Here is a 25893-nt window from a genome sequence, read left to right as displayed (position 1 = left end):
GAATTGTTTCCGTTAGCGTTCGGTGCTGGCGCGCTGGACGATCCGGTGCGGAATCATCACTCTGCGCGCCGGAGCCGCCTTGTCGGCCATCCGCTCGGCCAGCAGATCGAGAGCCGAGGCGACGAACTGCCGCCGGTCGAAGTCCACGGTCGTCAGCGGCGGGATCATGAACTGGCTCTCGAGGATGTTGTCGAACCCGGCGACCAGCGTCTGCCCGGGAACGTCGACACCAGCACTCCACAGCGCCGACAACGTGCCGGATGCGATCGTGTCGGTGAAGCAGAAGAACGCGTCCGGCAACTCGTGCTCGGCCAGGTACTTCCCCACCACCGTCGCGGCGCCCTCGGGACGCCAGCGATCCAGACTTATCTGGAGCGACGGTTCGACCGGTACGCCGGCCTCCTCAAGCGCCTCGCGGTACCCGACGGTCCGCAGCCGCGACGCCGCCGTACCGGGAGCGTCGGCCGATCCCGCGAGGACGCCCGCGCCGCTCGATCCGCGCGGGATCTCCGGCGTACCGACGGCCGCGATCCGCCGGCAGCCCTTGCCCAGCAAGTACTTCGTCATGTCCCGGGCGGCCGCGACGTTGTCGATCGCGACCTGGCTGACCACGTCCTGATCGACGTCACCGATCAGCACCACCGGGGGCAGCGGACCGGCCGACATGACCGCGCTGTCGTCGAGGTTGACCGGGTTCAGGATCAGGCCGTCCACCAGGTACGCGCGGGCCTTCGACAACAGCTCGAACTCACGCTTCGGCTCGGCAGCGGTCTGCTCGATCTGCACACCCCAGCCGCGCTCGTGCGCGAGCTCAACGACCAGGTGGACGATCTCCGCCGAGTACGGCCGGAGCAGGTCCGGCAGCGCGAGCGCGATCATCCCGGACCGGCCGTTGCGCAGACCGCGGGCGCTCATGTTCGGCACGTAGTCGAGCTCGGCGAGCGCACTCTCCACCCGGGCGCGGGTCTCGGGGCGCACGAAGACGACGCCGTTGATCACGTTCGACACCGTCTTCGGCGACACCCCGGCGAGCTTGGCGACATCTTTGACGGTGGGACGCATGGTGCCCATTCTCACATTTGACCCACGTTGTCATGCAGCGGAGCGTGACGCAGGGCACCCGTTCAACGAGGTCTGCCGACCGATGCGGGCGAGGTTGTGCCCGGGAACGGTGCGCGGTAGCCGCCGAGAGCGAGCATCGCCAGGACCGTGTGGCCCCTGCTCTTGCAGCCGTCGATCTTAGGAGGGTTTTCTGCCGTCTGGCGGGGCAAATCCTCCATCGTCGTCCGAGAAACTCTCCTAGCTGATTGACACGGCCTGGTCTGGATTCGGTGGTCGTAGTGATGGAACCGAGGACGCTCGGGCGCGCGGCGCGTGTCAGGTGGACAGGACGTCTCCCGTGCCAGGTGCCACAGCTGAGCGTGAATGAGCCACCGAACACACCCGCCCCACACCACACGAACTGTCGAGCGTGCACACCTTCGGGCCGTGCATCAATCATCTAGGAGAGTTTTCGGGAGCACCGGCCGAGGACGGCGCTCGCGTGGTCGTCGTCGCTCAGGAGAATCGTTGGATGTCGGCCAACTCGGCGGCGAGGTCGGCGGGTGCGAAGAGTTCGGTCCGGAGCGTGGCGTGCTCCCACGAACCGATCGGCCGGCCCGCCCGGACGATCGCCGGCCGGAGCATCCCGCCGCCGGGGAAGATGGATTTCGGCAGTTCGGCGTGGCGGTTCTGATACCCGAGCAGGTATGCGTCGAACTCGCCGAGCATCCGTACGTCGTGGCACCCCGGAAGGTCCTCGACCGCGTGGAGTTCGGTGGATTCGACGTCGAACGACACGGTCGCGACCACGTCGATCGCACGGCGCGCGACCGGTACCGGCAGCCCCGACCATGTGGCGAAGTCACGCGCCGAGGCGGGTCCGTAAGCGGTCAGGTAGCGGCGGGCAAGGGTCGCGGCATCGCCTTCCAGCGCCAGCGGCCGGCCGAGCCAGTCCCGGACTGCAACCCACGTGTCACCGGGTCCGTAGCACAGACGCCCGAGCAGGCCGGTATGGCGGATGAGCGCGTACACCGCCTGCCCTTTCGGCTCCCTGATCAGCCCGGCACGCACCAGCACCTCGGCCAGCTCGGCGCGCGGACTCGGGCCGTGTGCCAGCAACCATTCCTCGAGGACATCGGCGGCCTCCGCGCGGACACGCTCCGGCAGGCCGAGTTCGGCGTACCGGCGCTCGGTGTCCTTGATGAGCTTGGGGCCGAGCAGCCCGAGCAGCGGCCCCGCGTCCTCTGTTGCGACGAGCTGCAGCGTGCCGCGCATGAACCAGCCGCGGATCACGGACCGCTCGCTCTCGAGGACACGGTTCACGTCGGCGAAGGTGGTCGCCGTCGACCGGGCGCGTACGGCGTACGCGGCTCCACGCCAGGTCTGCGCCTGGAGTCCCCCCGTCCGGCGCACGACGTCGGCCACCCCTCCGGGGCCGGCCTCGTCCACCGGACGCGCCAGGCAGTTGGCCTGCATCCTGGCCGCCAGTAGCCAGTCGACAGACCGCTGCGTCACCCCAGCATGACACCACGAACTCGCCGTGTCCGCACCCGGAAATTCGACAGTGCCGCCCCGAAGGCCCGGGGCGGCACCGCACAGAAAGTGATCAGGCCGCGGATCGAAGCGCGGCTCGGAGGGCGGACGAGAGCGCCGGCTGGACCAGGTTCGCGTACGCCGCCTGGCCGGTCACGTTCGGGTGGTAGGACTCGGTGACCGGGTTCGACAGGCCGTTGATCCATTCCGGGCTGCCGCACACCGAGTGCCCGATGAACGCCGAGGTCGGGTTCACGAACGTGAAGCCGGCCGCGCTCGCGGCGGACGCGATCCGCGAGTTCAGCAGGTCCGCGGTCGCGTTCAGCTTGGTCATCTCGTCCGGGCTGAACCAGGTGCCCGCGTTGCAGTCGGTGCCGTTGAACAGCCGCGGGTAGCCGACCACCACGACCTTCGCCGACGACGCCCGGCTCCTGATCGAGGAGTACAGCGTGTTCAGCCGGCCGGGCAGGGTGTTGTTGATGATCGACTGCGCATTGTTGACGGCGCCGGTGCAGTTGCCGAGCCAGGACGGCTTGGCGCACTCGGTGATCACCGACGAGAAGCCGGCGTCGTTCCCGCCGACCTGGACCGAGACGAGGTTGGTCGTGCTCGTCACCGACGGGAGCTGGTTCGCCGTGACGTCGGCGACCCGGGCGCCGGAGCAGGCCACGAACGTGAGGCTCGCGCCGATCCGGCCGGCGTCGATGTACGGGTAGGCCTTGGTGGAGCGCTGACAGGACCCGCTGCCGTCGATGTACGAGCGGGTGCCGACACCGGAGGCGTACGAGTCACCGAGGGCGACGTACTTCGGTGCGGCGGCGTGCGCGACGCCCGGGCTGAGCAGCATCGCGGCGCCGAGCGCCGCACCGGACAGGAGACTGACGACTGACTTCATGGGGCGGACCGCCTTTGCGTGAGCGGGAAGTGGCGACAGTACTTCTCGGCGAGTACTCCCCCGAGCACTCAACGTCACGATCGCTGACCCGCGAGTAACACACAAGAGGCTGGTAACAAATTCACCGAAGATGCGGGTTATCCGTCACCGACTGGACAACCCCGGCTCGGTCGGCAGCGGGTAACAGCCGTCGACGAGCTCGACGCCGTCCGGCAGCAGCCCGCTTTCCAGGTAGATCGTGTTCGGCAGCGCCGCCAGCACGTGGATGTGCGCGCCGCCTCCGTGCGACGCGTACGGTACGCCGAAGCCGGCCGCCATCAGCCCGATCTCCAGGCAGTCCGTCAAGCCGCCCGCCCGGCGCAGATCCGGCTGCACGACGCCCACGCCGCCGCGCGCGATCAGCTCCCGGAACGCGGCCTGCCCGTAGCGGTTCTCGCCCGTCGCGATCGGGATGTCGAGCTTCTCGGCCAGCCGGACATGACCGTCGGTGTCCCCGGCCGGCAGCGGCTCCTCGAACCAGCGGCAGTCCAGTTCCTCGTAGACACGGCCACGCCGCAGCGCCTCGGCGTACCCGAAGGCCTGGTTCGCGTCGACCATCAGCGGCGCGTCCGGACCGATCACCGCACGGACCGCCTTGATCCGCTGGACGTCCTCGGTCAGCGGACCGCCGCCGACCTTCATCTTCACGCCGTGGAAGCCCTGCTCCATCGCGTTCGCGCAGACCCGTTCCAGGCCGGCCACGTCGAGTTCGAGCCAGCCCACCATCGCGTACGCCGGGATCGCGGTCTGCTGGGCACCGAGCAGCTTCCACACCGGGACGCCGAGCGACTTGCCGAGCAGGTCCCACAAGGCCTGGTCGATCGCCGAGATCCCGTACGACGACAGTCCCGCCGTCCCCTGGTAATCGGTCAGCGTCTGCAGCCTCCGGCGGATGCCCCGGATGACGGTCGGGTCCGCGCCGATGATCGCCGGCGCCAGCTGCTCCTCGACGATCTTCGCGAGCACCGCCGGCGAGCTCTCGACCCGCCCGAAGTACGTCGTACTCGCACCGCTGACGCCCTCGTCGGTGTCGATCCGGACGTGCGTGACGCCGTCGCGGTCGAGCAACTGGATCGCGTCGCGGACCGGATGGGCCTTCGCCTCGGACGTGAACTCGACAGTGACCGCGGTGATCTTCACGGGCGCTCCGGACCAGGGACGGACAGGGGGTCGAAACCGTACGGCAGCTCGAGGCGGTGTGCCGCCATCAGCTCGGCGTCCCCGAGCAGGTCCCGGGTCGGGCCGTCCGCGACGATCCGGCCGCCGTCCATCAGCAGGCTTCGCTCGCACAGCTGCAGCGCGTACGGGAGGTCGTGCGTGATCATCAGCAACGTGACGTCGAGCCCGGCGAGGATGTCGGCCAGCTCGCGACGGGCGGCCGGATCGAGGTTGCTCGACGGCTCGTCCAGGACCAGTACTTCGGGGCGCATCGCCAGCACCGTCGCGACGGCGACACGGCGGCGCTGGCCGAACGACAGGTGATGTGGGGCGAGGTCGGCAAAGTCCTGCATGCCGACCTGGACCAGGGCCTCGTGCACACGCTCGTCGAGTTCGGCGCCGCGCAGGCCGAGGTTGGCGGGACCGAACGCGACGTCGTCGCGGACGGTCGGCATGAACAGCTGGTCGTCGGGATCCTGGAACACCAGGCCGACCTTGCGCCGGATCGCCGCGAGGTGCTCGCGATGGACGCCGGTGCCGCCGATCGAGATCCGGCCGCTGCCGGTGCCGCCGGCGACAGCCCCGAGGATGCCGTTCAGGTGCAGAACGAGCGTGGTCTTGCCGGCGCCGTTCGGCCCGAGCAAGGCGACCCGTTCGCCGCGCTCGACGGTGAAGTCGACCCCGAACAGCGCCTGCCGACCGTCCGGGTAGGCGAACACCAGACGCTCGACCTGAATCGCGGGACCGCTCACAAGGAGACCACCCTAGCCGCGACCGCGATCGCCACCGCCGCGAGGGAGATCGCCAGCCCTTCGAGCCATTGGGTGCTGGTCGCACCGTGCGCGCTGAGCAGCGGCATCCGTCCCGTGTAGCCGCGCGACCGCATCGCCAGGTGGACCCGCTCGCCGCGCTCGAAGCTCCGGACGAACAGGGCGCCGACTCCCCCGGCCACCGCCTTCAGATGCCCGGCGCGGCCGCCCGTGTAGCCGCGCGACTCGCGCGCGATGCGCATCCGGTGCAGGTCGTCCGACACGACCGTCAGGTACCGAACCATGAACGACAAGATCGCGACCAGCGTCGCCGGCAGCCGCAGCCGCTCGAGGCCGGCCAGCAGGTCCCGCGGCGCGGTCGTCGCCGAGAGCAGGATCGCCGCGACGACTCCGAGCGTCCCTTTCGCCAGCACGTTCCAGGCGCCGAGGAGGCCCGAGCGGGACAGCTCCAGCGCGAAGATCTCCATCCGTGGCCCGGTGGCGACGAACGGCAGCAGCAACGCGAACACGATGAACGGCGTCTCCACAGCCAGCCGCCGCAGGACGACGTACGCCGGCACTCTGGCAACCGCGACAGCCGCAACGAGCAGCGCGGCGTACAGACCGAACGCCCAAAAGACCGCCGCGGGCGTGGCGACGACGGCCAGCACGAACACGAACAACCCGACCAGCTTCACCTGAGCCGGCAGCCGATGCACCGGACTGCCGACTGCTACCAGCAGGCCGTCCCCACTCATGAGGCCTTGTTCGTTCGCAGAGAGGCGAGCTTGGCAACGGCGAGGCCGACGACGATCGTCACCAGCACGCCGATGATGCCGGCCAGCGCTCCGGAGACCTGTGCATTGCCGACACCCTGTACGCCGTAGTCGGCCAGCGGGCTGCCCGCGACCGCCGAGTCCTTCGCAGCGCCGTCGAACCCGAGCTTCGCGCCGACGAACTCCAAGCCGTCCGGGTGGGCGCTCGCGAACAGGCTCAGTCCACCGGCGACCAGCAACGTCACGGCGATGCCGACGCCGAGCGAACGTCCGCCCGGCTTCGCCTCGATCGGGCGGTCCGGCGCCACGATCGAAGTGTTGCCGTCGGCATCGACCAGCACCAGGTCGGGCTGCAGGTGGCGGGCGGCGTACACCAGATCCGGACGGGTCGCGACGACCGCGCTCAGCACCGCCGCGGTGATCACGGCCTCACCGATCCCGACCAGGATGTGCCAGCCGACCATCGCGGTCGCGAGCGTGCCGAGCGGGATGTCGACCGCGCCGCCGATCGCGTACAGCCCGGTGAAGGCCAGGGCCGCGACCGGCACCGACACCAGCGCGCCGACGGTCGCGGCCGGGACGACGCTGCCGGTCCGGCGCGGCAGCACCTTCAGCAGCGACCGGGTCAGGACGTATCCGACCAGGACCGTGATCAGCCCCATCAGCGTGATGTTCGTCCCGAGCGCGGTCAGGCCACCGTCGGCGAACAGCAGTCCCTGCACCAGGAGGACCGTCGACATCACCAGTACGGCGGACCACGGCCCGACCAGCGCGGCCGCCAGCGCGCCGCCGAGCAGGTGGCCGCTGGTGCCCGCGCCGACCGGGAAGTTGACCATCTGCACCGCGAACACGAAGGCCGCGGTCAGGCCGGCCAGCGCCGGGCCCGACTCGCGCAGCTCGCGATTCGCGCGCTGCAGGCTGAACCCGACCGCACCGGCCGCGATCAGACCGGTGGCGACAGAGGTGGGCGCGTCGAAGAATCCGTCTGGAACATGCACCCGCACATTCTTGATCTTGTTGCGACCGATTCGCAACAAGGGTCTCACCGGCGACAGCCGGATTTCGCCCACCGGACGGCAGAAATTCACCGCCCGAGGTCTACACCGTCTTCAGCGCCTCGCTGATCGCCCGGTGGAACGTCGGGTACGCGTAGATCATCTGCCGCAGCGTCCGCACCGGTACGGCGGCGTGCACCGCGACCGCCAGCGCGCTGAGCACCTCGCCACCCGTCGGGCCCGCGCTCGTCGCACCGACCAGCACCCCCCGGTCGGCGTCCAGTACGAGCTTGATGAACCCGTCGTTGCCGGCCTTGTGGATCCAGCCACGGGTCGAGGCCGGGATCGGCGACGAACCGGTCTGCACGGTCAGCCCGGCATCGCGGGCCTGCTTCTCGGTCATCCCGACCGCGCCGATCTCGGGATCGGTGAAGGTCACCCGGGGCATCGCGTGGTAACTCGCGGTCGGCGCGTCCGGCTCCTGCAGAATGTCGCGGACCGCGATGTCGGCCTGGTACATCGCGTTGTGGGTGAACGCCCCGACCCCGGTCACGTCACCGACCGCCCACACCTTGTCACCGGCCCGGACGTGCTCGTCGACCTCGATCCGCCGCGCCGACGGGTCCAGGCCGAGCTTGTCCAGCCCGAGATCCGCGGTCGCCACCCGGCGTCCCGTTGCCACCAGCAACTTCTCCCCGGTGACGGACTTCCCGTCGGCGAGCCGCACGGTGAACCCGCCGTCGCCGTACCCGACCTGCTGCGCGTGCGCGCCGAGGCTAAAGGTCACACCGTCGCGCTCCAGCGCTTCGCGGGCCAGTGCACCCGACTCGGGCTCCTCCATCGGCAGGACCTCCGGCGCGCCTTCGACGACCGTCACCTGCACACCGAAGCGCGCGAACACCTGCGCGAGTTCCATCCCGATCGCGCCACCACCCAGAATCACCATCGACGTGGGCAGCGTCTCGACCTCGATTGCCTCACGGTTCGTCCAGTACGGCGTCCCCGCGAGACCGTCGATCGGCGGCGCGGACGGCACGGTGCCGGTCGCGATCACGATCCCCCGCGTGGCCTCGTACTCGGTGCCGCCGGCGCTGACCGTGCGCGGTCCGGTGATCGTCGCGACGTCCTTGATCACCGTGGCGCCCTTGTTCACCAGGCGGTCGACGGCGACCTGATCGTTCCAGGTGTCGGTCGCTTCCTCGCGAATCCGCTTGGCCACCGGCGACCAGTCCGGCTGCACGGTCGCGGACCCGGCCATGCCGTCGACGCGCCGGGCCTCGGCGATCAAGTTCGCGGCCCGGATCATCATCTTGCTCGGGATGCACCCGTAGTACGGGCACTCACCGCCGACCAACCGGGACTCGATCCCCACCACCCGGAGGCCGGCCTGCGCCAGCCGCCCGGCCGTCTCCTCGCCGCCGACCCCGAGACCGACCACCACGACATCCACCTGTTCAGCCATGCGGCCCAATCTGACAGACTGGCGGCGGCCCGCCAAGGCGCCGGACCGTGCGTCACCGGCGCGTAAGCAGCCCGCAACGGCTGTGCACAAAATCGGCACCGGATCGCGGGAGCGGCGCTACCCTGCCGCCATGGCTGTGATCGCGCATCTGAGTGACCCGCATCTCGACGGCTCCGAGGAGGCCCGATCGCGGCTGCGGCGCGTGACGTCGTACGTCCGGTCGTGCGCGGTCGACGTCGTCCTGGTGACCGGTGACCTGGCCGACCACGGACTCCCCGCGGAGTACGACGAGCTCGCCGGTGAACTGGACCTCGACGTACCGGTGCTGGTGCTTCCCGGCAACCACGACGTCAGCCAGCCGCTCCGGGCCGGCCTCGCCGCGTTCGTGAAGTCTTCCGGCACCGGCCATCCCGTTCACCAGGTGCACGACGTGGGGCCGCTGCGCTTGGTCCTCGTCGACTCGACCGTCCCCGGGGCGGACCACGGTCTGCTGTCCGCGGACTCGCTCACGTGGCTGGACGGCGTACTGCGGGATGCGCACGACGGACCGCTCTTCGTCGCGATGCACCATCCGCCGCTCGAACTGCATCACCCGGTGATGGACCAGTGGATGCTCAACGACCGCGATGCGTTCGCCGAGGTGCTCACCGGGCGGCCGGTCACCGCGATCCTCACCGGCCACGTCCACAACGCGATCGTGACCACGTTCGCCGGACATCCCGTGCTGGGCGCACCCGGCATCCGCTCGACCGTGCCGCTGGCGTTCGAGCCGAGCACCGGCGGGGTGGTCGACCCGGCCGCGCATCCGGGACTCGCGTTCCACATCCATACTCCCGGCGAGGCCCTGCAGACCGTCTACAGGTATCCGCGATGATGCAGCTTCATCAGGTGGGCCGGGTCGAGTCCCCACTCCGCAACCGCGATGACGCGCCCCGACAAGGTGACGAAGGGGCGCCCACCGCGTGGGTCGTCTTCGACGAGTCGGTCCGCGACGCGCTGGGCGACGTGGCGGTCGGCGACGAGCTCATCCTGATCACGTGGTTCGATCGCGCCGATCGCGACGTCCAGACCGTGCATCCGCGCAACGACCTCACCCGGCCGCCGACCGGGGTCTTCAGCACCCGGTCCCCCGACCGGCCGAATCCGGTCGGTCTGCACCGCGTCTCGGTCATCGCCCGCGACGGTCTGCGGGTGCAAGTCAGTCACCTCGAAGCGCTGGACGGTACGCCGGTGGTCGACGTGAAACCGGTCCTCGGCGACGTCGACGATCGCTGACCCGCACCACAACAGATCTCAGCCGCCGTACGGCTCGGCTCACTTCAGCCGCCGTACAGCTCGGTCATCGAGGTGGCGCGGCGGTGCAGTGCGGCGCGGACGGAGGCCGGAGCGAGCGCCTCGGCGCTGGTCCCGAGCTGCCACAGCGCCCACTCGGCGTGCCACGCGTCCTGGAACGTGACCTCGAGCCGCAGCCATCCGTCGCGGTCCGGGGCCTCGGCCCGCACGGCCACTGCCGAGTTCAACAGGTCCTCGCGGCGCGACGGCGCCACCCGGACGTCGACCGTGAGATGACCCTCGGCGAGAAACTGGGCACGCCGCTCGCGCCAGATCCGGTCGAGATCGACCTCGCTCGGCCGCTCCGCCGGCTCCGGCAGCGCCTCGGCGGCAAGCAACCGGGACATCCGGTACGTCCGGTCTTCACCATTTCGGCGCGCCAGTAGATAGCCGCGGTCCCGGACTGTCACCAAGCCGATCGGGTCGACCGTGCGCCATTCCGGTTCGCGACCGGTCGCCGCGTAGTGGATGCGGAGCCGATGGCCGGCCAGCACGGCCCGCCGTACCTCGAGCATCGTCGCGTCGGGTACCTCTTTGGCGATCAGCCGACGCGACAGCAGGTCGGCCTCGGGGTCGACCAGGATGCGTTGTGCCGCTTCGCTCGCCGTCGTCCGATGGCTCTCGGGCAGCGCGTCCACCACCTTGCGCGTCGCGGACGCCAGCGCCGCACTCAGCCCGAACGCCTGACCCGAGCCGGCCGCCGTCAGCAAGGCGAGCGCTTCGTCGTGATTCAGCCCGGTCAGCTCAGTGCGGAACCCCGGCAGCAGCGCGAATCCACCGTGCCGGCCGCGTTCGGCGTACACCGGAACACCTGCCGAGGACAACGCCTCGATGTCGCGCAGGACGGTGCGCGTCGACACCTCCAGCTCACGGGCGAGTACGTCCGCGGTCAGCCGGCCGCGCTGCCGCAGCAGCAACACCAGCGACACCAATCGATCGGCCCGCACCCGCCTCAGAATACCTGACGAAGGATGTCGTGATTTCGGTGAAAGCTCGGCGCATGACGATCGAACGCACCGCCATCAACCCGGTCCCGTGGTCCGTGGAACTGGGCTTCAACCAGGGCGAACTGGTCTCCGGCCACACCCGGACCCTCTACTGCTCGGGCCAGACCGCGATGAACGCCGACGGCAAACCCGAGCACGACGGCGACCTCGCAGCACAGCTCGCGCTGAGCCTCGACAACCTCGAGGCCGTCCTCGCCGAAGCCGGCATGACCCTTGCCGATGTCGTCCGGCTGAACGTCTACACCACCGATGTCGACCGCCTGTTCGGCGAGTACGGCGTCCTCGCCGGCCGCCTCGCCGCGGCCGGGGTCGCGCCCGCCACCACCATGCTCGGCGTCACCCGCCTCGCAATCCCCGGCCAACTCGTCGAACTCGAAGCCACCGCCGTCGACTGATCACCCACACCCCCGCGGCACCTGCCACAACAGAACAGCACCTTCCACAACCCGCCGGGCCTTCCACAACAGAACGGCACCCTCCACAACGGAAAGGGACCTGGCACAGGCAATACCTTGTGCCAGGTCCCAGCGGGCTGTGCAAGGTCCCTGCGGATCGTGGCTGGCCCCTGCGGATCGTGGCCGGTCCGTCGCGACACCCTCCACAACAGAACCGCACCTTCCACAACGGAAAGGGACCTGGCACAGGCAATACCTTGTGCCAGGTCCCTGCGGACCGTGCAAGCTCCCTGCGGACCGTGCAAGCTCCCTGCGGACCGTCCAAGCTCCCTGCGGACCGTCCAAGCTCCCCGCGGACCGTCCAAGCTCCCCGCGGACCGTCCAAGCTCCCCGCGGACCGTCCAAGCTCCCCGCGGACCGTCCAAGCTCCCTGCGGACCGTGCAAGCTCCCTGCGGACCGTCCGAGCTCCCTGCGGACCGTCCAAGCTCCCTGCGGACCGTGCAAGCTCTCTGCGGGCTATGGCCGGTCCGTGCGGGCTGTGGCTGGTGTGGCTACGAGGGGTCAGAAGTTGATCATGTGGCCCTCGAGGCCGTGGAAGGCCTCCTGCAGGGCCTCGCTCAGGGTCGGGTGCGCGTGCACGTTACGGGCCAGCTCCTTGGTGGTCAGGTCCCACTTCTGGGCCAGCGTCAGCTCGGGCAACAGCTCGGTGACCTCGGGGCCGATCAGGTGCGCGCCGAGCAGTTCGCCGTACTTGCTGTCGCTGATCACCTTCACGAAGCCGCTCGCGTCGCCGAGGCCGTGCGCCTTGCCGTTCGCGGTGAACGGGAACTTGGCGACCTTGACGTCGTGGCCGAGCTTCTTCGCCTCCTCCTCGGTGTACCCGAAGCTGGCGATCTGCGGCTGGCAGAACGTCGCCCGCGGGATCATCGCGTAGTCGAGCTCCATGGTCTCGTGGCCCGCGATCGTCTCGGCGGCGATGACGCCCATCGCCTCGGCCGCGTGCGCGAGCATCAGCTTCGCGGTCACGTCGCCGATCGCGAAGATGTTCGGCACGTTCGTCCGGCAGAAGCCGTCGATGTCGATCGCGCCGCGCTCGGTCAGCTTGACGCCGATCTTGTCCAGGCCGTAGCCGTCGACGCGCGGCTGGAAGCCGATCGCCTGCATGACCTTGTCGGCCTCGAGGGTCTGCTGGTTGCCGTCCTTGCCGGTGACCGTGACCTTGACCTTGTCGCCGGAGTCGTCGATCGAGTCCACCCGGGTCGAGGTGAGCACGTCGACACCGAGCTTCTTGTAGGCCCGGGCCAGCTCCTTGGAGACCTCCGGGTCCTCCAGCGGCACCATCCGGTCCAGGAACTCGACGATCGTCACCTTGACGCCGTAGTTGGCCAGCACGTATGCGAACTCGACGCCGATCGCTCCGGCGCCGGCGATCACGATCGAGCCCGGCAGCTCCTCGGTGAGGATCTGCTCCTCGTAGGTCACCACGCGCTCGCTCAGCTGGGTGCCCGGCAGCAGCTTGGTGGTCGCACCGGTAGCAACGATGCAGGAGCCGAACGTGACGGTCTCGGAGGAGCCGTCGTTCACCGTGACGTCCAGGGTGTTGGCGTCGGTGAACGAGCCCCAGCCGTCGAACTCGGTGATCTTGTTCTTCTTCATCAGGAAGTGGACGCCCTTGACCCGGCCGTCCGCGACCTTCCGGCTGCGCTGCAGCGCGGTCGGGAAGTCGAAGCTCACCTCGCCGCTGATGCCGAAGGTCTTCGCCTCCGCGCGGAAGATGTGCGCCAGCTCGGCGTTCCGCAGCAGTGCCTTGGAGGGGATACAGCCCACGTTCAGGCAGACACCGCCCCAGTACTTCTTCTCGATGATGGCGGTCTTCAGCCCGAGCTGGGCGGCGCGGATCGCCGCGACGTACCCGCCGGGACCGGCGCCGAGGACTACAACGTCAAAGTGCGAGGCCATGCAGTGAACTTTAGTAGGTCCGACCAGCGCACCCGACGCCACGTCGCCCCCTGGGCACCAAGTGTGGCCAGGCTCATGCCTGCCCCTTCGGTCACCGTCTGTGCATCAGGGTTCCGTCCGGCCCGTGCGGCGCTTACGCTGGGCTCGCGCGTGAGGCGACTTCATGGGGGACGAATGGATTTCGGTGGACGCCGGGGACTGCGGCTCGCGGCCGTGGGCGCACTGCTCGCGGCGGTTGCGCTGCCGACGTACGCCGCCTCCGCGCAAGCGGACCCGTCACCGTCGACGACCGAGCCGCCGCCCGCCTCCGTCACCGACGTCAACCGCACGCTCGAGCAACTGCAGGCCGAGGCCGCGGCCCTGCAGGCCGACTTCGCCAAGGCGACCATCGCCTACACGAAGGCCCTGAAGGACGCCCAGGCCGCGGAGGCCGCCGCGAAGCAGGCCGAGTCGACCGCGACCGTGTCGAAGGGCCGCTCGGACGAGGAGCGCCGGCGGCTCGGCGTGATCACCGCCCAGGCGTACCAGCTCGGCGTCCCGACCGTGATGGGCGCGGAGTCGATGCTCTGGTCGCTCGCCCCGATCGCGGAGAACCTGCAGGAGATCGCCGACCGGCAAACCGCGATCAAGCAGCTGGGCAGCACTCAGGTCTCGCAGTATCAACGCGCCAGGGCGGCCGAGGCCGAGTCCGACCGGCTGAAGGCCGAGGCGACCACGAAGCGCGCCGCCGCGGATCAGGCCGCCGCCAAGGCCCAGGAGCTCAGCAAGCAGGTTCAGCAGAAGGCCGCGGACGCCACCGCGGCGATGGCCGACCAGGCGGCGAACCTCGATGTCGCATCCGCGCTGTCGAAGCAGTTCCAGCAGGCGCGCAACAAACAGGCACTCACCCGCTGGCAGACGTACCTCGCCGAGCTCGCCGCGGCGAAGGTCACTCCCCCGGCGGCCGCACTGCTCAAGGACCCGGCCAAGCTGCCGGCCGGACTGGCTCCGCTGACCCGCCGCGGCGCGCCGGTGCCCGGGGCCGCTTCGGCCGTTGTCGGCGCCCGAAGTGTCCGGGTGCTGTCCGCCGAGACGATCCGTGCGGTCAACCAGGCGTTCAGTCTGCTCGGCAAGCCGTACGGCGTCGCCGCGACCGGACCCGACAAGTACGGGTGCCTCGGCGCGGCCCGCGCGGCCTGGGAGCCGTACACGACGCTGCCGAACCTGGTCGGCAAGGTCTACCCGAACTACCAAGCGGTGCCGCCCGCACACATCCAGCCCGGCGACCTGCTCGTGATGGGCAGCAAGTCGCTCGGCCTGGTGCACATCGGCGTCGCGCTCGACAACGGCGAGATGATCGCCGCCGACGAGTCCAAGGGTGCGGTCGTCGTCACCAGCGTCCCGGACAACCTGTACGCCGCCCTGCGCCCGACACTCGGTGCGCCGAACAAGCCGCAGGTCGCGCCGGAAGCGACCTCCGAGGCGTACGCGTTCCGGTGCGGCAACACCACCACGTCGTACGACGTCGGCACCGGCGCCTGGACGTGGCCGCTGCCGGACGGTGCGTACGAGATCGGCACGCCGTACGGCCAGTCCGGCGCGATGTGGGTCACCGGGACGCACACCGGCCAGGACTTCCCGGCCGCGATCGGTACGACGGTCCGCGCCGTGACGTCGGGTGTCGTCCGCGTCGAGCACCCGGCCTGGGCGGGCAACCTGGTGCGCATCGACCACGGGAACGGGCTCGAAACGTTCTACGGACACCTGAGCCGCGTCGACGTGCGCGACGGGCAGCAGGTCACCGCCGGTCAGCAGATAGGTGCCGTGGGCAGCGAAGGCAACTCGACCGGACCGCATCTGCACTTCGAGGTGCGGCTGGGCGGCGATCCGGTGAACCCGATGCCGTTCCTGGCGACGGGATCCGCGAGCACCGGCTGGGGCGGCTACACCAACGGCATGATCCCGACGAGCAAGCTGTGCGCCCTCGGGAACGGCCATCTGCTCCGCTGCGACGCCGCGGCGGCGTACCAGCGACTGGCCGCCGCGTACCGCACCGAGTTCGGCAAGACACTGTGCATCACCGACTCGTACCGCTCGTACACGTCCCAGGTCAGCCTGTACCAACGCAAGCCGTCGCTGGCCGCCCTGCCCGGCACGTCCAACCACGGCTGGGGCGTCGCGGTCGACCTGTGTGGCGGCGTGGACAGGTACAACACCGCCCAGTACCGGTGGATGAAAGCGCACGCGCCGGCGTACGGCTGGCTGCACCCGGCCTGGGCCGAACAGGGCGGCAACCGAGAAGAACCCTGGCACTGGGAGTTCGGCAACCCGGAGAGCACCTGACCGGCAGGTAGGCTGAGGTTCGTGGCCGAGAAGCAGAGTCCCGACCGCACCGATGACAACATCACGCTTGATGCTGCGGACGACCGGTGGGAGTGGCGGAGAAGGATTCGGCAGAATCCGCGCAAGTTGCTGTTCTACCGGATCGGCGTCGGGGTGGTCGGCGGCATCCTGATCATTGCCGCGCCGCTGACGGGGTGGTTGCCGGGACCGGGTGGGATCCCGTTGTTCATCGCGGGTCTGGCCGTGCTGTCGAGCGAGTTCGAGTGGGCGCAGCGGCTGCTGTACCGGGTCAAGGACTGGGTCACCACACTGACCGCCTGGACCGGTAAACAGCCGGCCTGGTTGAAGGCACTCGGCACGGTCGCGCTGTTCCTCTGCGTGCTCGTCGCGATCTGGCTCTACATGGCCGTCCTCGGCGTACCGGGCTGGCTACCGAACTCGTGGGAGTCCTTCCTCTACCAGCTACCCCTGCTGAACTGACGCGAGCGGAGATTCGGCGCTTGCGACTGCTGTGTGGGTGGCGCGAGCGTGCAGTGGCGGCGCGCCGGCAACTACACCCCATGCCTCACCGGGCGGCCACCGAGCGCGCCACCTCCGGCGCGACCCGACCCACACATCAGTCAGACCCGAACAGCCCGATACTCCGGCAGTTCGATCAGCTCGCTCATCGTCTGCGCCATCTTGAGCAGCTGGTTCAGGAAGAACGGGATGCTCAGGATCCGGTTCCGCGCGGCGAGGCCGAAGCGGCTGGCCGGCGCCAGGAACGAGCCTGCACGGGCGCCGTCCTGCGTCGTCGACACCGCCTTGCGCAGCCGGGCCTCGTACCGCGCGAACGCCGTACCGAGCTCGTCGCCTGCACGCAGCGCCTGCTCGATCTCCCCTGCCAGGACGTAGCTGCCGACGACCGCCGTACCGGTGCCCAGGGCACCGAACGTGGCGCCGTAGCCCGCATCACCGAGCAGCACGATCCGCTGCGTCGACCAGCGCTCCACGCGCACCCTGCTGATCGCGTCGAAGTACAGCTCCGTTGCCGCTGGCAACCCTTCGAGCAACTCCGGGACATGCCAGCCCAATCCGTCGAAATGGTCGCGGACGATCGCTTTCTGCTGCTCCAGGTCGCGCCGGTCGTAGTCGAGTTTCGGCGACTTGAACAGCATCAACGTGCCCGCCAGCGCCGGGTCGCGGTGATCCACGCCGACACTCGCCAACCTCCCGGGCACGTTGTACATCAGCGCGTCGCCCGTGAGCCCCAACGTGTTCGACAGCTCCCAGCCGGCCGCGTAGTACCCGAGGTGACGCTCGACGACCTGGTCGGCCGGCCACGCCAGCCGCCGTACGACGGAGTGCATGCCGTCCGCGCCGATCACCAGGTCGTACGTGTCCGCGACGCCGCTCTCGAAGACCACGTCGACGCCGCCCGCGTGCTCGCGCAGCGCGGCGATCGAGTCGCCGAAGCGGTACGTCGCCTGCGCCCGGCTGTACTCGTACAACACGCGTGACAGGTCCGCTCGCAAGACCTCCAGCTCACCACCGGAGAACTCGGCCGGCAACCGCATCAACGACCGCCCCGAGGCGTCGACGAACTGCATTGCGCTGCCGCCCGTCTGCAGCGCGCGCAGATCCTCGAGCACCCCCATCCGCGCCAGCACCGTCGTGAACACCTCGCCGCGGAAGTCGACGGCGTACCCGCCCTTCCGCAGCGCGGGCGCGATCTCGACGACCGTCACGTCATGCCCCGCCCGTCCGAGCCACAGCGCCACCGACGGCCCCGCCACACTCGCACCCGACACCAGTACCTTCATCACATCCCCTTATCTGTGTCCATCGGATACTGTGTCCACTGGACACATTAGTGTGTATGGTAGACACAGTTCAAGCCCGGTCGGACCATCGCCGGAAAGGACGCCTAGTGACCGAACTGCTCTGGGGCCGGGAGCCGGCCCGCAGCCGCGGGCCGAAACCCGCCATCACGCTGACCGAGATCGCCGAGGCCGGCATCGCGATCGCCGACGCCGAAGGCCTGGACGCCGTCTCGATGCAGCGGGTGGCCGGCGAATTGCCGGTCACCAAGATGGCGCTCTACCGGCATGTCCCCGGCAAGACCGAACTGGTCGCGGTGATGAGCGATCTCGCGATGGGTCCACCGCCGGAGCGACCCGCGCTGCCGTGGCGCGAGGCGCTGCGGACCTGGGCCCTCGACCTGTACGACGGGTTCGCGCGGCACCCGTGGCTGCTGCAGTCAACGATCGGACGCCGCCTGCTCGGCCCCAACGAGCTGGCCTGGCTCGAACGCGGCCTCGCTGCGCTCGCCGGCACGGACTTGAACGGTGGCGAGCAGCTCGACGCGATCCTCGTCGTCACCAGCCACGTCCGGAACATCGCCCAGCAGACCGCGACGTTCCCCGGGCAGTCCACCGGGTTGTCCGAGGAGGAAATGGAGCAGGCACTCGGCCGAATCCTGGCCACCGAGGGCGAGCGTTTTCCACACCTGATGCGCGCAATGCAGACAACGGCCGACAGCGAAGGCCAGGGGCTGGAGTTCGGGCTGGACCGGATCCTCGACGGGTTAGACCTGCTCCTTCGGCGCCGGGTAGCTGTGCCGGACTGAATTGAAACGTTGCCGATAGAGCGAGGCAGGCAGTCCGTAGTGCGACTTGAATCGGCGGGCGAAGTAGTTCTGGTCCGGCCAGCCGACCGACTCCCCGATCCGGTTGATCGGTAGGTCGGTGTGCAGCAACCGGTCGGCCGCGAGCTCGACCCGGTGCCGGGAGAGATAGGCCATCGGCGGCATCCCGGTCACCGACTTGAACAGCCGGACCAGGTACCCGGGTGCGAGGTGCAGCTCCCCGGACAGGTCGGCGAGCGTCCACTGCCGCGCGGGATCCGCCTCCATCATGCGCATCGCATCCACGACCGCGGGATGGGTGTGTTCGCCGCGTTCGTCCGACGCAGCGACGGTCCGCGCGACGCAACTCAGGTACAGCGACAGCCAGCCGATCACCTCACCGCGATGCCTACTCAGTGGTTGATCGCGCAGCCGGCGCAGGCCTTCGAGATACCCGACCGCCTCGTCCATGGTGGCCGGATCGAGGTGGGTCGCCAGCATTCCCCGGCGCTGTCCGGAGAACGGGCCGGTCCACAAAAGGTAACCCAGCAAGGGATCTTCGCGCGCCCACGCGAGTTCGCGACGGACCAGGTCGGCGGCGAAACAGCAGTTGTAGACGTCCAGTGCGTCGCAGTCGACGTACTCGTGCCAAACCCCCGGACGCAGCAGGATCGCGTCGCCGGCCCGGAGCCGCTGACGCCCCGCGAGGCTGTGGTGGACGCCTTCACCGGCGGTCACCAGAACCAGCTCGAAAAAACTGTGCGTGTGCAGCGGGTGGGACTTCTCGTGCAGGTGTGATCCCGCGTGCACAACCGTCCCTTCGACGAAGTGCAGCACGGTTCCTCGGGTCCGTACAGGCTCGTCCGCCACGGCCTCACGATACGAGCCGAGGTGCAGATCGTGCTAGATCGAGTGCACATCGGGCTAGTGACCGGCGGCTACCGGTCGCAGGATCGGGGAACAGGCGAAACGTCCCGCCGACCAACCCACTGAGCATCCAGCGTTTCGCCGGAACTGCCAATGAATCGTTTCACCCTCGCGTGAATCACCGTCACGATCAGCGCCTCGGTTGGAGTCACATGTCGCATCTCGCCGCACCCACCGCCCTCCGCTTCGAACACCGGCCGGCACCGGAAGCCGGCGCCGTCATCGGCGTAGGCACCGCCGCGCCGCGGATCTCCTGGCAGGTCCCGGCCGCGGACGCCGGCTACGCGCAGACGGCGTACGAAGTCGAGATCACCTCAGGCAGCAGCACCCAGGTCTTCACCGTCCAGTCCCCCGACCAGATCCTGGTGCCCTGGCCAGGTGAGCCGCTGGCCTCCCGGACTGCGGCCCAGGTTCGCGTCCGGGTCCGCGGGAACGACGACTGGAGCGAGTGGAGCGAGCCTGCGACAGTCGAGACCGGGCTGCTGTCGCCCGACGACTGGACCGCCCGCTTCGTCAGCCCCCGGAACAGCCCGCACGGCTCCCCCGCGCCGCTGATCGCCGGTCGCGCCGAGCTGCCGGACGGGATCGTCAAGGCGCGTCTGTACGCCACCGCGCACGGCATCTACCTCCCCGAGCTGAATGGGCAGCGGGTCGGCGACGAGGAGCTCGCGCCCGGCTGGACGGCGTACCAGTACCGGCTCCGCTACCAGACGTACGACGTGACCGAGCTTGTTCGACCTGGTGAGAACACGCTCGAGTTCCTTGTCGGCAACGCCTGGTACCGCGGCCGCATCGGCTTCCGCGACCAGAAGGAGGTGTACGGCGACCGCCTCGCCGTGCTCGCCCAGCTTGAGGTGACCACCGGTGACGGCCAGATCCACACGTTCAGCAGCGACGGGACCTGGACGTCCCGGGAGAGCAACGTGCTCGCCGACGACATCTACGACGGCCAGACCACCGATTTGCGCAAGCAGCCGAGTGAGCCCACGCCGGTCGACGTGCTGGACGCCGACCTCGGTCTGCTCGTCGCACCCGACGGCCCACCGGTCCGGATCACCGATGTCCTGCCCGCACTCGAGATCACCACGTCGCCGTCCGGCAAGACCCTCGTCGACTTCGGCCAGAACCTGGTCGGCCGGATCCGGCTGACCGTCCGCGGCCAGGCGGCCGGCGACGAGATCGTCGTCCGGCACGCGGAGGTCCTGGAGAACGGCGAACTCGGCGTTCGCCCACTGCGCACCGCGAAGGCCACCGACACCTACATCCTGGCCGGCCCCGACGAGGTCGTCCTCGATTCGACGCTCACCTTCCACGGCTTCCGGTACGCCGAGGTGACCGGCGTCAGCGAGCTGCGCAAGGAGGACCTCGAGGCCGTTGTGGTCGGCACCGATCTGCGCCGGACGGGCTGGTTCGAGTCGTCGAACCCGTTGCTCGACAAGTTCCACGAGAACGTCGTGTGGGGCATGCGCGGCAACTTCGTCGACGTACCGACCGACTGCCCGCAGCGCGACGAGCGGCTCGGCTGGACCGGCGACATCCAGGTCTTCTCCCCCACCGCGAGCTTCCTGTTCGACAGCGCAGGCTTCCTCACCAACTGGCTCGCCGACCTGGCGGCCGAACAGCAGAAGGACGGCTCGGTGCCGTTCGTGGTCCCGGACGTGCTCCGCGACGAGGGCCCGGCCACCGCGGCATGGGGTGACGCGGCAACGATCGTCCCGTGGGTGATCTACGAGCGCACCGGTGACGCCGGCCTGCTCGCCCGGCAGCTGCCGAGCATGCGTGCCTGGGTGGACCGGATGGCCGGTCTGGCCGGCGACGACCTGCTGTGGTCGGGCGGATTCCAGTTCGGTGACTGGCTGGACCCGACCGCGCCGCCGGACAACCCGTTCCGCGCCAAGGCCGACCCGGACGTCATCGCGACCGCGCACCTGGCCCGCTCGGCCGAGGTGGTCGGCAAAGCGGCCGAGATCGTCGGGCAGACCGACCTGGCGCGGGAGTACACCGAGCTCGCCGCCCGCGTCCGGCAGGCGTTCGCCGCCGAGTACACGACCGAGGGCGGCCGCGTCCTGAGCGACGCGGCGACGACGTACGCGCTCGCGCTGCAGTGGGCCCTGCTGCCGACCGAGCAGCAGCGGCAGCGCGCCGGCGAGCGGCTCGCCGATCTGGTGCGGACCTCGGCCTTCCGGATCAGTACCGGATTCGTCGGTACGCCGCTGATGGCCGACGCACTGGCCGATACCGGACATCCTGACCTGGCATACCGTCTTCTGCTACAGACAGGCTGCCCCTCTTGGCTGTACGCAGTGACGATGGGTGCCACGACGGTCTGGGAGCGCTGGGACAGCATGCTGCCCGACGGCAGCATCAACCCCGGCCAGATGACGTCGTTCAACCACTACGCGCTGGGCGCCGTCGCCGACTGGATGCACCGCCGGGTGGCAGGCCTCGCCGCCGCCGAGCCGGGCTACCGCGCCATCGACATCCGGCCGCTGTTCACCGACCAACTCACGAAGGCGTCGGCCAAGCACCTCACGCCATACGGCGAGGCGTCGGTCGCGTGGAGCCGTGCCGACGGTCAGGTCACGCTGACCGTCACGGTCCCGGTCGGCGCCCGCGCGAAGGTCGACGTACCCGGTCTGGACGCCGTCGAGGTCGGCCACGGCACACACGAATGGACGGTCGCCGACCCGTACGCCGAAGCGCCGCAGCTCGGCGCCGACGCATCCGTACGGCAGCTGCTCGACCACGAGCCGACCTGGTCCGCACTCACGGCCTCGGCCGTCGAACTCGGAGTCGTTGCCGACGACGCCGAACTGGCGGCCCGCCTCGAGCGGTACCTGGACCGGCCCGCCGCCGGCCTCGTCGCCGCGATCAGCCGGCGCGGCTTCTCGCCGAGCGCCGAAGCCCTGCAGGCCGAACTCGACGCCCTGCTCAACTCCTGACCCGGCAAATCCTGACCCGGCAAATCCTGACCCAGCAAATCCTGACCCAGCAACCCCTGACCGAACCCGGAAGCCCTGACCAAGCACCGACCCGATCCACGGACCGCCCCGCTGCCGCGAAGCACACCCCCTTGGAGGTCATGATGAGGTTCCGCCCAGGAGCCAGCGGGCTCGCCCTGCTGGCCGTCTGTTCCCTAACCCTCTCCGCGTGCAGCGCGGGCAGTCTCGGATCGAGTGAGGACGCCGGTGGCGGCGGCGCGGTCGAGATCACCTACCTGACCACGAACCAGGACCAGGACATCAAGGAAGCCGAGCAACTCGCCAAGGACTTCCACGCCAAGTACCCGGAGATCACCGTCAAGGTCGACAGCCGCCCGGGCGGTACCGAGGGCGACAACATCGTCAAGACCCGGCTGTCGACCGGTGACATGCCCGAGGTCTTCAACTACAACACCGGCTCGTTGTTCCAGGCGATCGCGCCGCCGAAGAACCTGCTGTCGATGAACGACGAGCCCTGGGTCAAGGACCTGGACGACAACTTCAAGACGACCGTGACGGCCGACGGTCAGGTGTACGGCGCGCCGGTCGGCGGATTCATGGGCGGCGCAGTGCTCTACAGCATCCCCGTCTACGAGAAGCTCGGCCTTCAGGTGCCGAAGACCTGGGCCGAGTTCATGGCCAACAACGCCAAGATCAAGGCGGCCGGCGACGGCGTCGCACCGGTGATCCAGACCTACGGCGAGACCTGGACCTCACAGCTGTTCGTGCTCGGCGACTTCCACAACGTCTCGGCGGCCGAGCCGGACTTCGCCGACAAGTACACCAAGAACCAGGCGAAGTACGCGACGTCGCCGGCCGCGATCAAGGGCTTCGAGCACACCCAGGCCGTGCACGACGCCGGCTACGAGAACAAGGACTTCGCCTCCGCGAAGCTGCCCGACGGTCTCAAGATGCTGGCCACCGCCAAGGGTGCGCACTACCCGATCCTGTCCGGTGTGGTCGCGAACATGATCGCCACCTATCCGGATGCCGCCGACAAGGTCGGTCTGTTCGCGTTGCCTGGTGACGACGCGAGCAAGAACGGCCTGACGCTGTGGACGCCGGGCGGTCTGTACATCCCGAAGACCACCGAGGGCGAGAAACTGGACGCGGCGAAGAAGTTCCTCGCCTTCGTCGCCAGCCCGGACGGGTGCAAGTCGCAGTCCGAGGCGGGCGCGCCGACCGGTCCGTACGCGGTCAAGGGCTGTGAGCTGCCGGCCGACGTACCGCGGGCGATCAAGGACATGCAGCCGTACCTCGACAAGCCGGGCGCCTCGAGCCTCGCGCTCGAGTTCCTCTCGCCGGTCAAGGGCCCGTCGCTGGAGCAGATCACCGTCGAGGTCGGTTCCGGGATCCGCAAGGCCAAGGACGGCGCCGCCCGGTACGACGAGGACGTCAAGAAGCAGGCCCAGCAGTTGGGCCTGGAGGGCTGGTGAAGCCGGTGGCTGTGTCGATCTCGCAAGAACACAGCAAGACCACGACGGTCACCGCGACGACCGGTAGCAAGGTCTACCGCCCGTACTCGTTCTGGTTCTACCTGCCCACCGCCGTCATCTACGCCGTCCTGTTCCTGATCCCGACGTTCGCCTCGTTCTACTACAGCCTGACCCGCTGGAGCCTGTTCGAGTCGAAGTTCATCGGGCTGGACAACTTCAAGCTGTTCTTCGCCGAACCCGCCCTGGTGAAGGGCTTCACCAACACGCTGATCTTCGCCGTCGTGACGTCGGGATCCAAGGTCGTACTCGGCCTGCTGCTGGCCGTGCTGCTGACGTCGCAGGTGATCGGCCGCGCGTACCTGCGGTCGGTCGTCTTCTTCCCGGTGCTGGTCAGTACGGTCGGCGTCGGCCTGCTGTTCCAGGTGATGATGAATCCCGAGCGCGGCATCATCAACGGCGCGCTCGGCGTCATCGGGATCGACGGTCCGGGCTGGCTGACCGACCCGAAGTGGGCGCTGTTGTCGATCGCCGCGGTCGACGTCTGGAAGGGCGTCGGCCTCGCGACCCTGATCTACATCGCGGGCATCGTGTCGATCCCGCGCGAGTATCTGGAGGCCGCGCGGGTCGACGGCGCCGGGGCATGGGATTCGTTCCGGCGGGTCGTGCTGCCGCTGTGCAAGCCGGCCACCGTGACCGTGATCATCCTGTCGCTGATCGGCGGCCTGCGGTCCTTCGAGCTGATCTGGGCAATGACGCGCGGCGGGCCCGGCTTCACCTCGGACGTGATCTCGTCGGTGATCTACAAGCAGTACCAGGCCGGCTTCTACGGACTGTCGACCGCGGGCAACGTGATCCTGTTCATCGTCGTCACCGCGATCGTCCTCCCGCTCAACTGGTTCCTCAACCGCAAGGAGGTGGACCTGTGAGTACCGCCGAAGTTGCCAACTACCACCCCGGGCGGAGATGGGCGCTCAGTGCGGTCGCGATCATCGCCTCGATCGTGGTGTTCATCATCCCGTTCGTGTTCATGGTGCTGACCGCGGTCAAAGACCGGCAGCAGGCCGCGGACCTCGACTTCTCCTGGCCGCGTCAGTTCCACTTCGTGCAGAACTTCGTCGCGGTGGTCGAGGCCCGCGACTACATGCTGGTGATCGCGTTCATCAACAGCACCATCCTCACCGTGGCCAGCGTCGCCGGAATGGTGGTGCTGGCCGCGATGGCCGGCTTCGTGCTGCAGCGCCGGGCCAGCAAGTGGAACGGATTCATCAACTTCCTCGTGCTGTCCGGCCTGATCATCCCGCCGGCCGTGGTCCCGACCATCTGGGTGCTGCAGAAACTCGGCCTGTTCCGGACCATGCCCGGGTTGATCCTGATCGAGATCGCATTCGGGTTGTCGTTCTGCATCCTGCTGTTCCGGGCGTTCGTCGCCACGATCCCGCGGGAGCTGGACGAGGCGGCGATCATCGACGGCGCCGGGCCGTTGCGGCTGTTCTTCGGCGTCATCTTCCCGCTGCTGCGGTCGGTGATCGTCACCGTGGTCGTGGTGCAGTCGGTCAACGTGTTCAACGACTTCGTGAACCCGCTGTACTTCCTGCCCGGTGACAAGAACGCCACCGTCCAGCTCACGCTGTACAACTTCTCCGGTCAGTACTCCACGCAGTACAACCTGCTGTTCATGGACATCCTGCTGATCACGATCCCGCCGCTGATCATGTACCTGTTCTTCAACCGGCAGATCGTCGCCGGCATGACCTCCGGGGCGATCAAGGGGTAGGCGATCAAGGGGTAGGCGGCTCGGGTGACCGAACACCGCCGACCAGACCACCGCCGGCCGATCCACAGCACGGCATACGCGCGGATAACCCCTCGAGTCGGGGGTTCTTCGTCGGTACACCAGCGGAGAACCCCCAACCCGCGCGGATACCCCTCGAAATCGGGGGCTCTTCGTCGCTACGCGAGCAGAGAACCCCCAACCCACGCGGATACCCGGGTCCGTTGACGGATGTGTGGGTTGGCTTCTGCCCGAGGGGGAGATGGTCGCGGGCAGACGGGGTGAGGGATGGCCGGGGCGATGGCGTGGCCCGCTGGTGATCAGGGTGTGGGGTTGTTGGAGCCGCATCTGTGGAGGGTTTTCCCGCGTACGGCGGTCAAAAGCCTCCAGTGTCGTGCGGAAAACTCTCCTAGCACTACAGCCGGAGATCGTGATCTGCGGCGGCGTCAGGCCACGATCCGGGCCCGATCCGGGGAGGATTTCACCCCAGGATCGGCCAGAAATCCTCC

22 protein-coding genes are annotated in these 25893 nt (G+C 68.9%); 10 read left to right on the top strand and 12 right to left on the bottom strand.

Annotated features, from left to right (window positions below; all coding sequences use genetic code 11):
- Nucleotides 1–12 precede the first annotated feature (12 nt).
- The 8 genes from AB0B82_RS06715 to AB0B82_RS06680 form a co-directional block, all read right to left on the bottom strand.
- Nucleotides 13–1062, bottom strand: a complete 1050-nt coding sequence (locus tag AB0B82_RS06715; RefSeq protein WP_360163425.1) for a LacI family DNA-binding transcriptional regulator — start codon at nucleotides 1060–1062, stop codon at nucleotides 13–15.
- Between the two features lie 495 nt (nucleotides 1063–1557).
- Nucleotides 1558–2556 (bottom strand): winged helix DNA-binding domain-containing protein, encoded by a 999-nt coding sequence (locus tag AB0B82_RS06710; protein ID WP_360163423.1) that lies wholly within the window; start codon nucleotides 2554–2556, stop codon nucleotides 1558–1560.
- 91 nt (nucleotides 2557–2647) lie between these two features.
- Nucleotides 2648–3469, bottom strand: a complete 822-nt coding sequence (locus tag AB0B82_RS06705) for an SGNH/GDSL hydrolase family protein (protein ID WP_360163421.1) — start codon at nucleotides 3467–3469, stop codon at nucleotides 2648–2650.
- Between the two features lie 144 nt (nucleotides 3470–3613).
- A complete protein-coding gene (locus AB0B82_RS06700; RefSeq protein ID WP_360163419.1) occupies nucleotides 3614–4648 on the bottom strand; it encodes a mandelate racemase/muconate lactonizing enzyme family protein in 1035 nt (344 codons plus the stop codon).
- Complete coding sequence (locus tag AB0B82_RS06695) at nucleotides 4645–5418, bottom strand: ABC transporter ATP-binding protein (protein WP_360163417.1); 774 nt, start codon at nucleotides 5416–5418, stop codon at nucleotides 4645–4647. The genes AB0B82_RS06700 and AB0B82_RS06695 overlap by 4 nt, the downstream gene beginning before the upstream one ends.
- The gene (gene cbiQ, locus AB0B82_RS06690) at nucleotides 5415–6173 is read right to left on the bottom strand and encodes a cobalt ECF transporter T component CbiQ (protein ID WP_360163415.1); all 759 of its coding nucleotides are present in this window, start codon (nucleotides 6171–6173) and stop codon (nucleotides 5415–5417) included. The genes AB0B82_RS06695 and cbiQ overlap by 4 nt, the downstream gene beginning before the upstream one ends.
- Nucleotides 6170–7189, bottom strand: coding sequence for an energy-coupling factor ABC transporter permease (locus AB0B82_RS06685; protein ID WP_360163413.1), 1020 nt, complete (start codon nucleotides 7187–7189; stop codon nucleotides 6170–6172). The genes cbiQ and AB0B82_RS06685 overlap by 4 nt, the downstream gene beginning before the upstream one ends.
- A 100-nt stretch (nucleotides 7190–7289) precedes the next feature.
- Nucleotides 7290–8648, bottom strand: coding sequence for an NAD(P)/FAD-dependent oxidoreductase (locus AB0B82_RS06680; protein ID WP_360163411.1), 1359 nt, complete (start codon nucleotides 8646–8648; stop codon nucleotides 7290–7292).
- A gap of 130 nt (nucleotides 8649–8778) precedes the next feature.
- Here AB0B82_RS06680 and AB0B82_RS06675 point away from each other — a divergent pair, with 130 nt between their 5' ends.
- Both AB0B82_RS06675 and tsaA read left to right on the top strand, forming a co-directional pair.
- Nucleotides 8779–9522, top strand: a complete 744-nt coding sequence (locus tag AB0B82_RS06675; RefSeq protein WP_360163409.1) for a metallophosphoesterase — start codon at nucleotides 8779–8781, stop codon at nucleotides 9520–9522.
- Nucleotides 9519–9923, top strand: a complete 405-nt coding sequence (tsaA, locus tag AB0B82_RS06670; RefSeq protein ID WP_360163407.1) for a tRNA (N6-threonylcarbamoyladenosine(37)-N6)-methyltransferase TrmO — start codon at nucleotides 9519–9521, stop codon at nucleotides 9921–9923. The genes AB0B82_RS06675 and tsaA overlap by 4 nt, the downstream gene beginning before the upstream one ends.
- A gap of 44 nt (nucleotides 9924–9967) precedes the next feature.
- Here tsaA and AB0B82_RS06665 read toward each other — a convergent pair whose 3' ends face one another.
- Nucleotides 9968–10927 (bottom strand): WYL domain-containing protein, encoded by a 960-nt coding sequence (locus tag AB0B82_RS06665; RefSeq protein ID WP_360163405.1) that lies wholly within the window; start codon nucleotides 10925–10927, stop codon nucleotides 9968–9970.
- A gap of 59 nt (nucleotides 10928–10986) precedes the next feature.
- Between AB0B82_RS06665 and AB0B82_RS06660 the strand changes: the two genes are divergently transcribed.
- Nucleotides 10987–11382 (top strand): RidA family protein, encoded by a 396-nt coding sequence (locus AB0B82_RS06660; protein WP_360163638.1) that lies wholly within the window; start codon nucleotides 10987–10989, stop codon nucleotides 11380–11382.
- Between the two features lie 562 nt (nucleotides 11383–11944).
- Here the strand turns inward: AB0B82_RS06660 and lpdA are convergent.
- A complete protein-coding gene (gene lpdA / locus AB0B82_RS06655; RefSeq protein ID WP_360163403.1) occupies nucleotides 11945–13342 on the bottom strand; it encodes a dihydrolipoyl dehydrogenase in 1398 nt (465 codons plus the stop codon).
- A gap of 174 nt (nucleotides 13343–13516) precedes the next feature.
- On the opposite strand from lpdA, the gene AB0B82_RS06650 reads away from it, so the two are divergent.
- Nucleotides 13517–15664 (top strand): peptidoglycan DD-metalloendopeptidase family protein, encoded by a 2148-nt coding sequence (locus AB0B82_RS06650; protein WP_360163401.1) that lies wholly within the window; start codon nucleotides 13517–13519, stop codon nucleotides 15662–15664.
- Nucleotides 15665–15685: 21 nt separating this feature from the next.
- Complete coding sequence (locus AB0B82_RS06645; protein ID WP_360163399.1) at nucleotides 15686–16144, top strand: PGPGW domain-containing protein; 459 nt, start codon at nucleotides 15686–15688, stop codon at nucleotides 16142–16144.
- 140 nt (nucleotides 16145–16284) lie between these two features.
- On the opposite strand, the gene AB0B82_RS06640 is transcribed toward AB0B82_RS06645, so the two are convergent.
- Nucleotides 16285–17466 (bottom strand): FAD-dependent monooxygenase, encoded by a 1182-nt coding sequence (locus AB0B82_RS06640; protein ID WP_360163397.1) that lies wholly within the window; start codon nucleotides 17464–17466, stop codon nucleotides 16285–16287.
- 107 nt (nucleotides 17467–17573) lie between these two features.
- Between AB0B82_RS06640 and AB0B82_RS06635 the strand changes: the two genes are divergently transcribed.
- Nucleotides 17574–18272, top strand: coding sequence for a TetR/AcrR family transcriptional regulator (locus AB0B82_RS06635; protein WP_360163395.1), 699 nt, complete (start codon nucleotides 17574–17576; stop codon nucleotides 18270–18272).
- Here the strand turns inward: AB0B82_RS06635 and AB0B82_RS06630 are convergent.
- Nucleotides 18231–19139, bottom strand: coding sequence for an AraC family transcriptional regulator (locus AB0B82_RS06630; RefSeq protein WP_360163393.1), 909 nt, complete (start codon nucleotides 19137–19139; stop codon nucleotides 18231–18233). The two genes, AB0B82_RS06635 and AB0B82_RS06630, sit on opposite strands and share 42 nt — an antisense overlap.
- A gap of 209 nt (nucleotides 19140–19348) precedes the next feature.
- On the opposite strand from AB0B82_RS06630, the gene AB0B82_RS06625 reads away from it, so the two are divergent.
- The 4 genes from AB0B82_RS06625 (at nucleotide 19349) to AB0B82_RS06610 (ending at nucleotide 25387) form a co-directional block, all read left to right on the top strand.
- Complete coding sequence (locus tag AB0B82_RS06625; RefSeq protein ID WP_360163391.1) at nucleotides 19349–22138, top strand: family 78 glycoside hydrolase catalytic domain; 2790 nt, start codon at nucleotides 19349–19351, stop codon at nucleotides 22136–22138.
- 143 nt (nucleotides 22139–22281) lie between these two features.
- Nucleotides 22282–23613, top strand: a complete 1332-nt coding sequence (locus AB0B82_RS06620; protein ID WP_360163389.1) for an ABC transporter substrate-binding protein — start codon at nucleotides 22282–22284, stop codon at nucleotides 23611–23613.
- Nucleotides 23610–24539 carry a sugar ABC transporter permease gene (locus AB0B82_RS06615; RefSeq protein ID WP_360163387.1) on the top strand — a complete coding sequence of 310 codons (930 nt, stop codon included), beginning with the start codon at nucleotides 23610–23612 and terminating at the stop codon, nucleotides 24537–24539. The genes AB0B82_RS06620 and AB0B82_RS06615 overlap by 4 nt, the downstream gene beginning before the upstream one ends.
- Nucleotides 24536–25387 (top strand): carbohydrate ABC transporter permease, encoded by an 852-nt coding sequence (locus AB0B82_RS06610; protein WP_360163385.1) that lies wholly within the window; start codon nucleotides 24536–24538, stop codon nucleotides 25385–25387. Before AB0B82_RS06615 ends, AB0B82_RS06610 begins: the two co-directional genes overlap by 4 nt.
- Nucleotides 25388–25893 lie beyond the last annotated feature (506 nt).

The sequence above is a fragment of the Kribbella sp. NPDC048915 genome (assembly GCF_040649595.1).
GTDB lineage: Bacteria > Actinomycetota > Actinomycetes > Propionibacteriales > Kribbellaceae > Kribbella.
The sequence above is the reverse complement of the archived record's forward strand: the minus strand, read 5'-3'. Positions and strand labels throughout refer to the sequence as shown.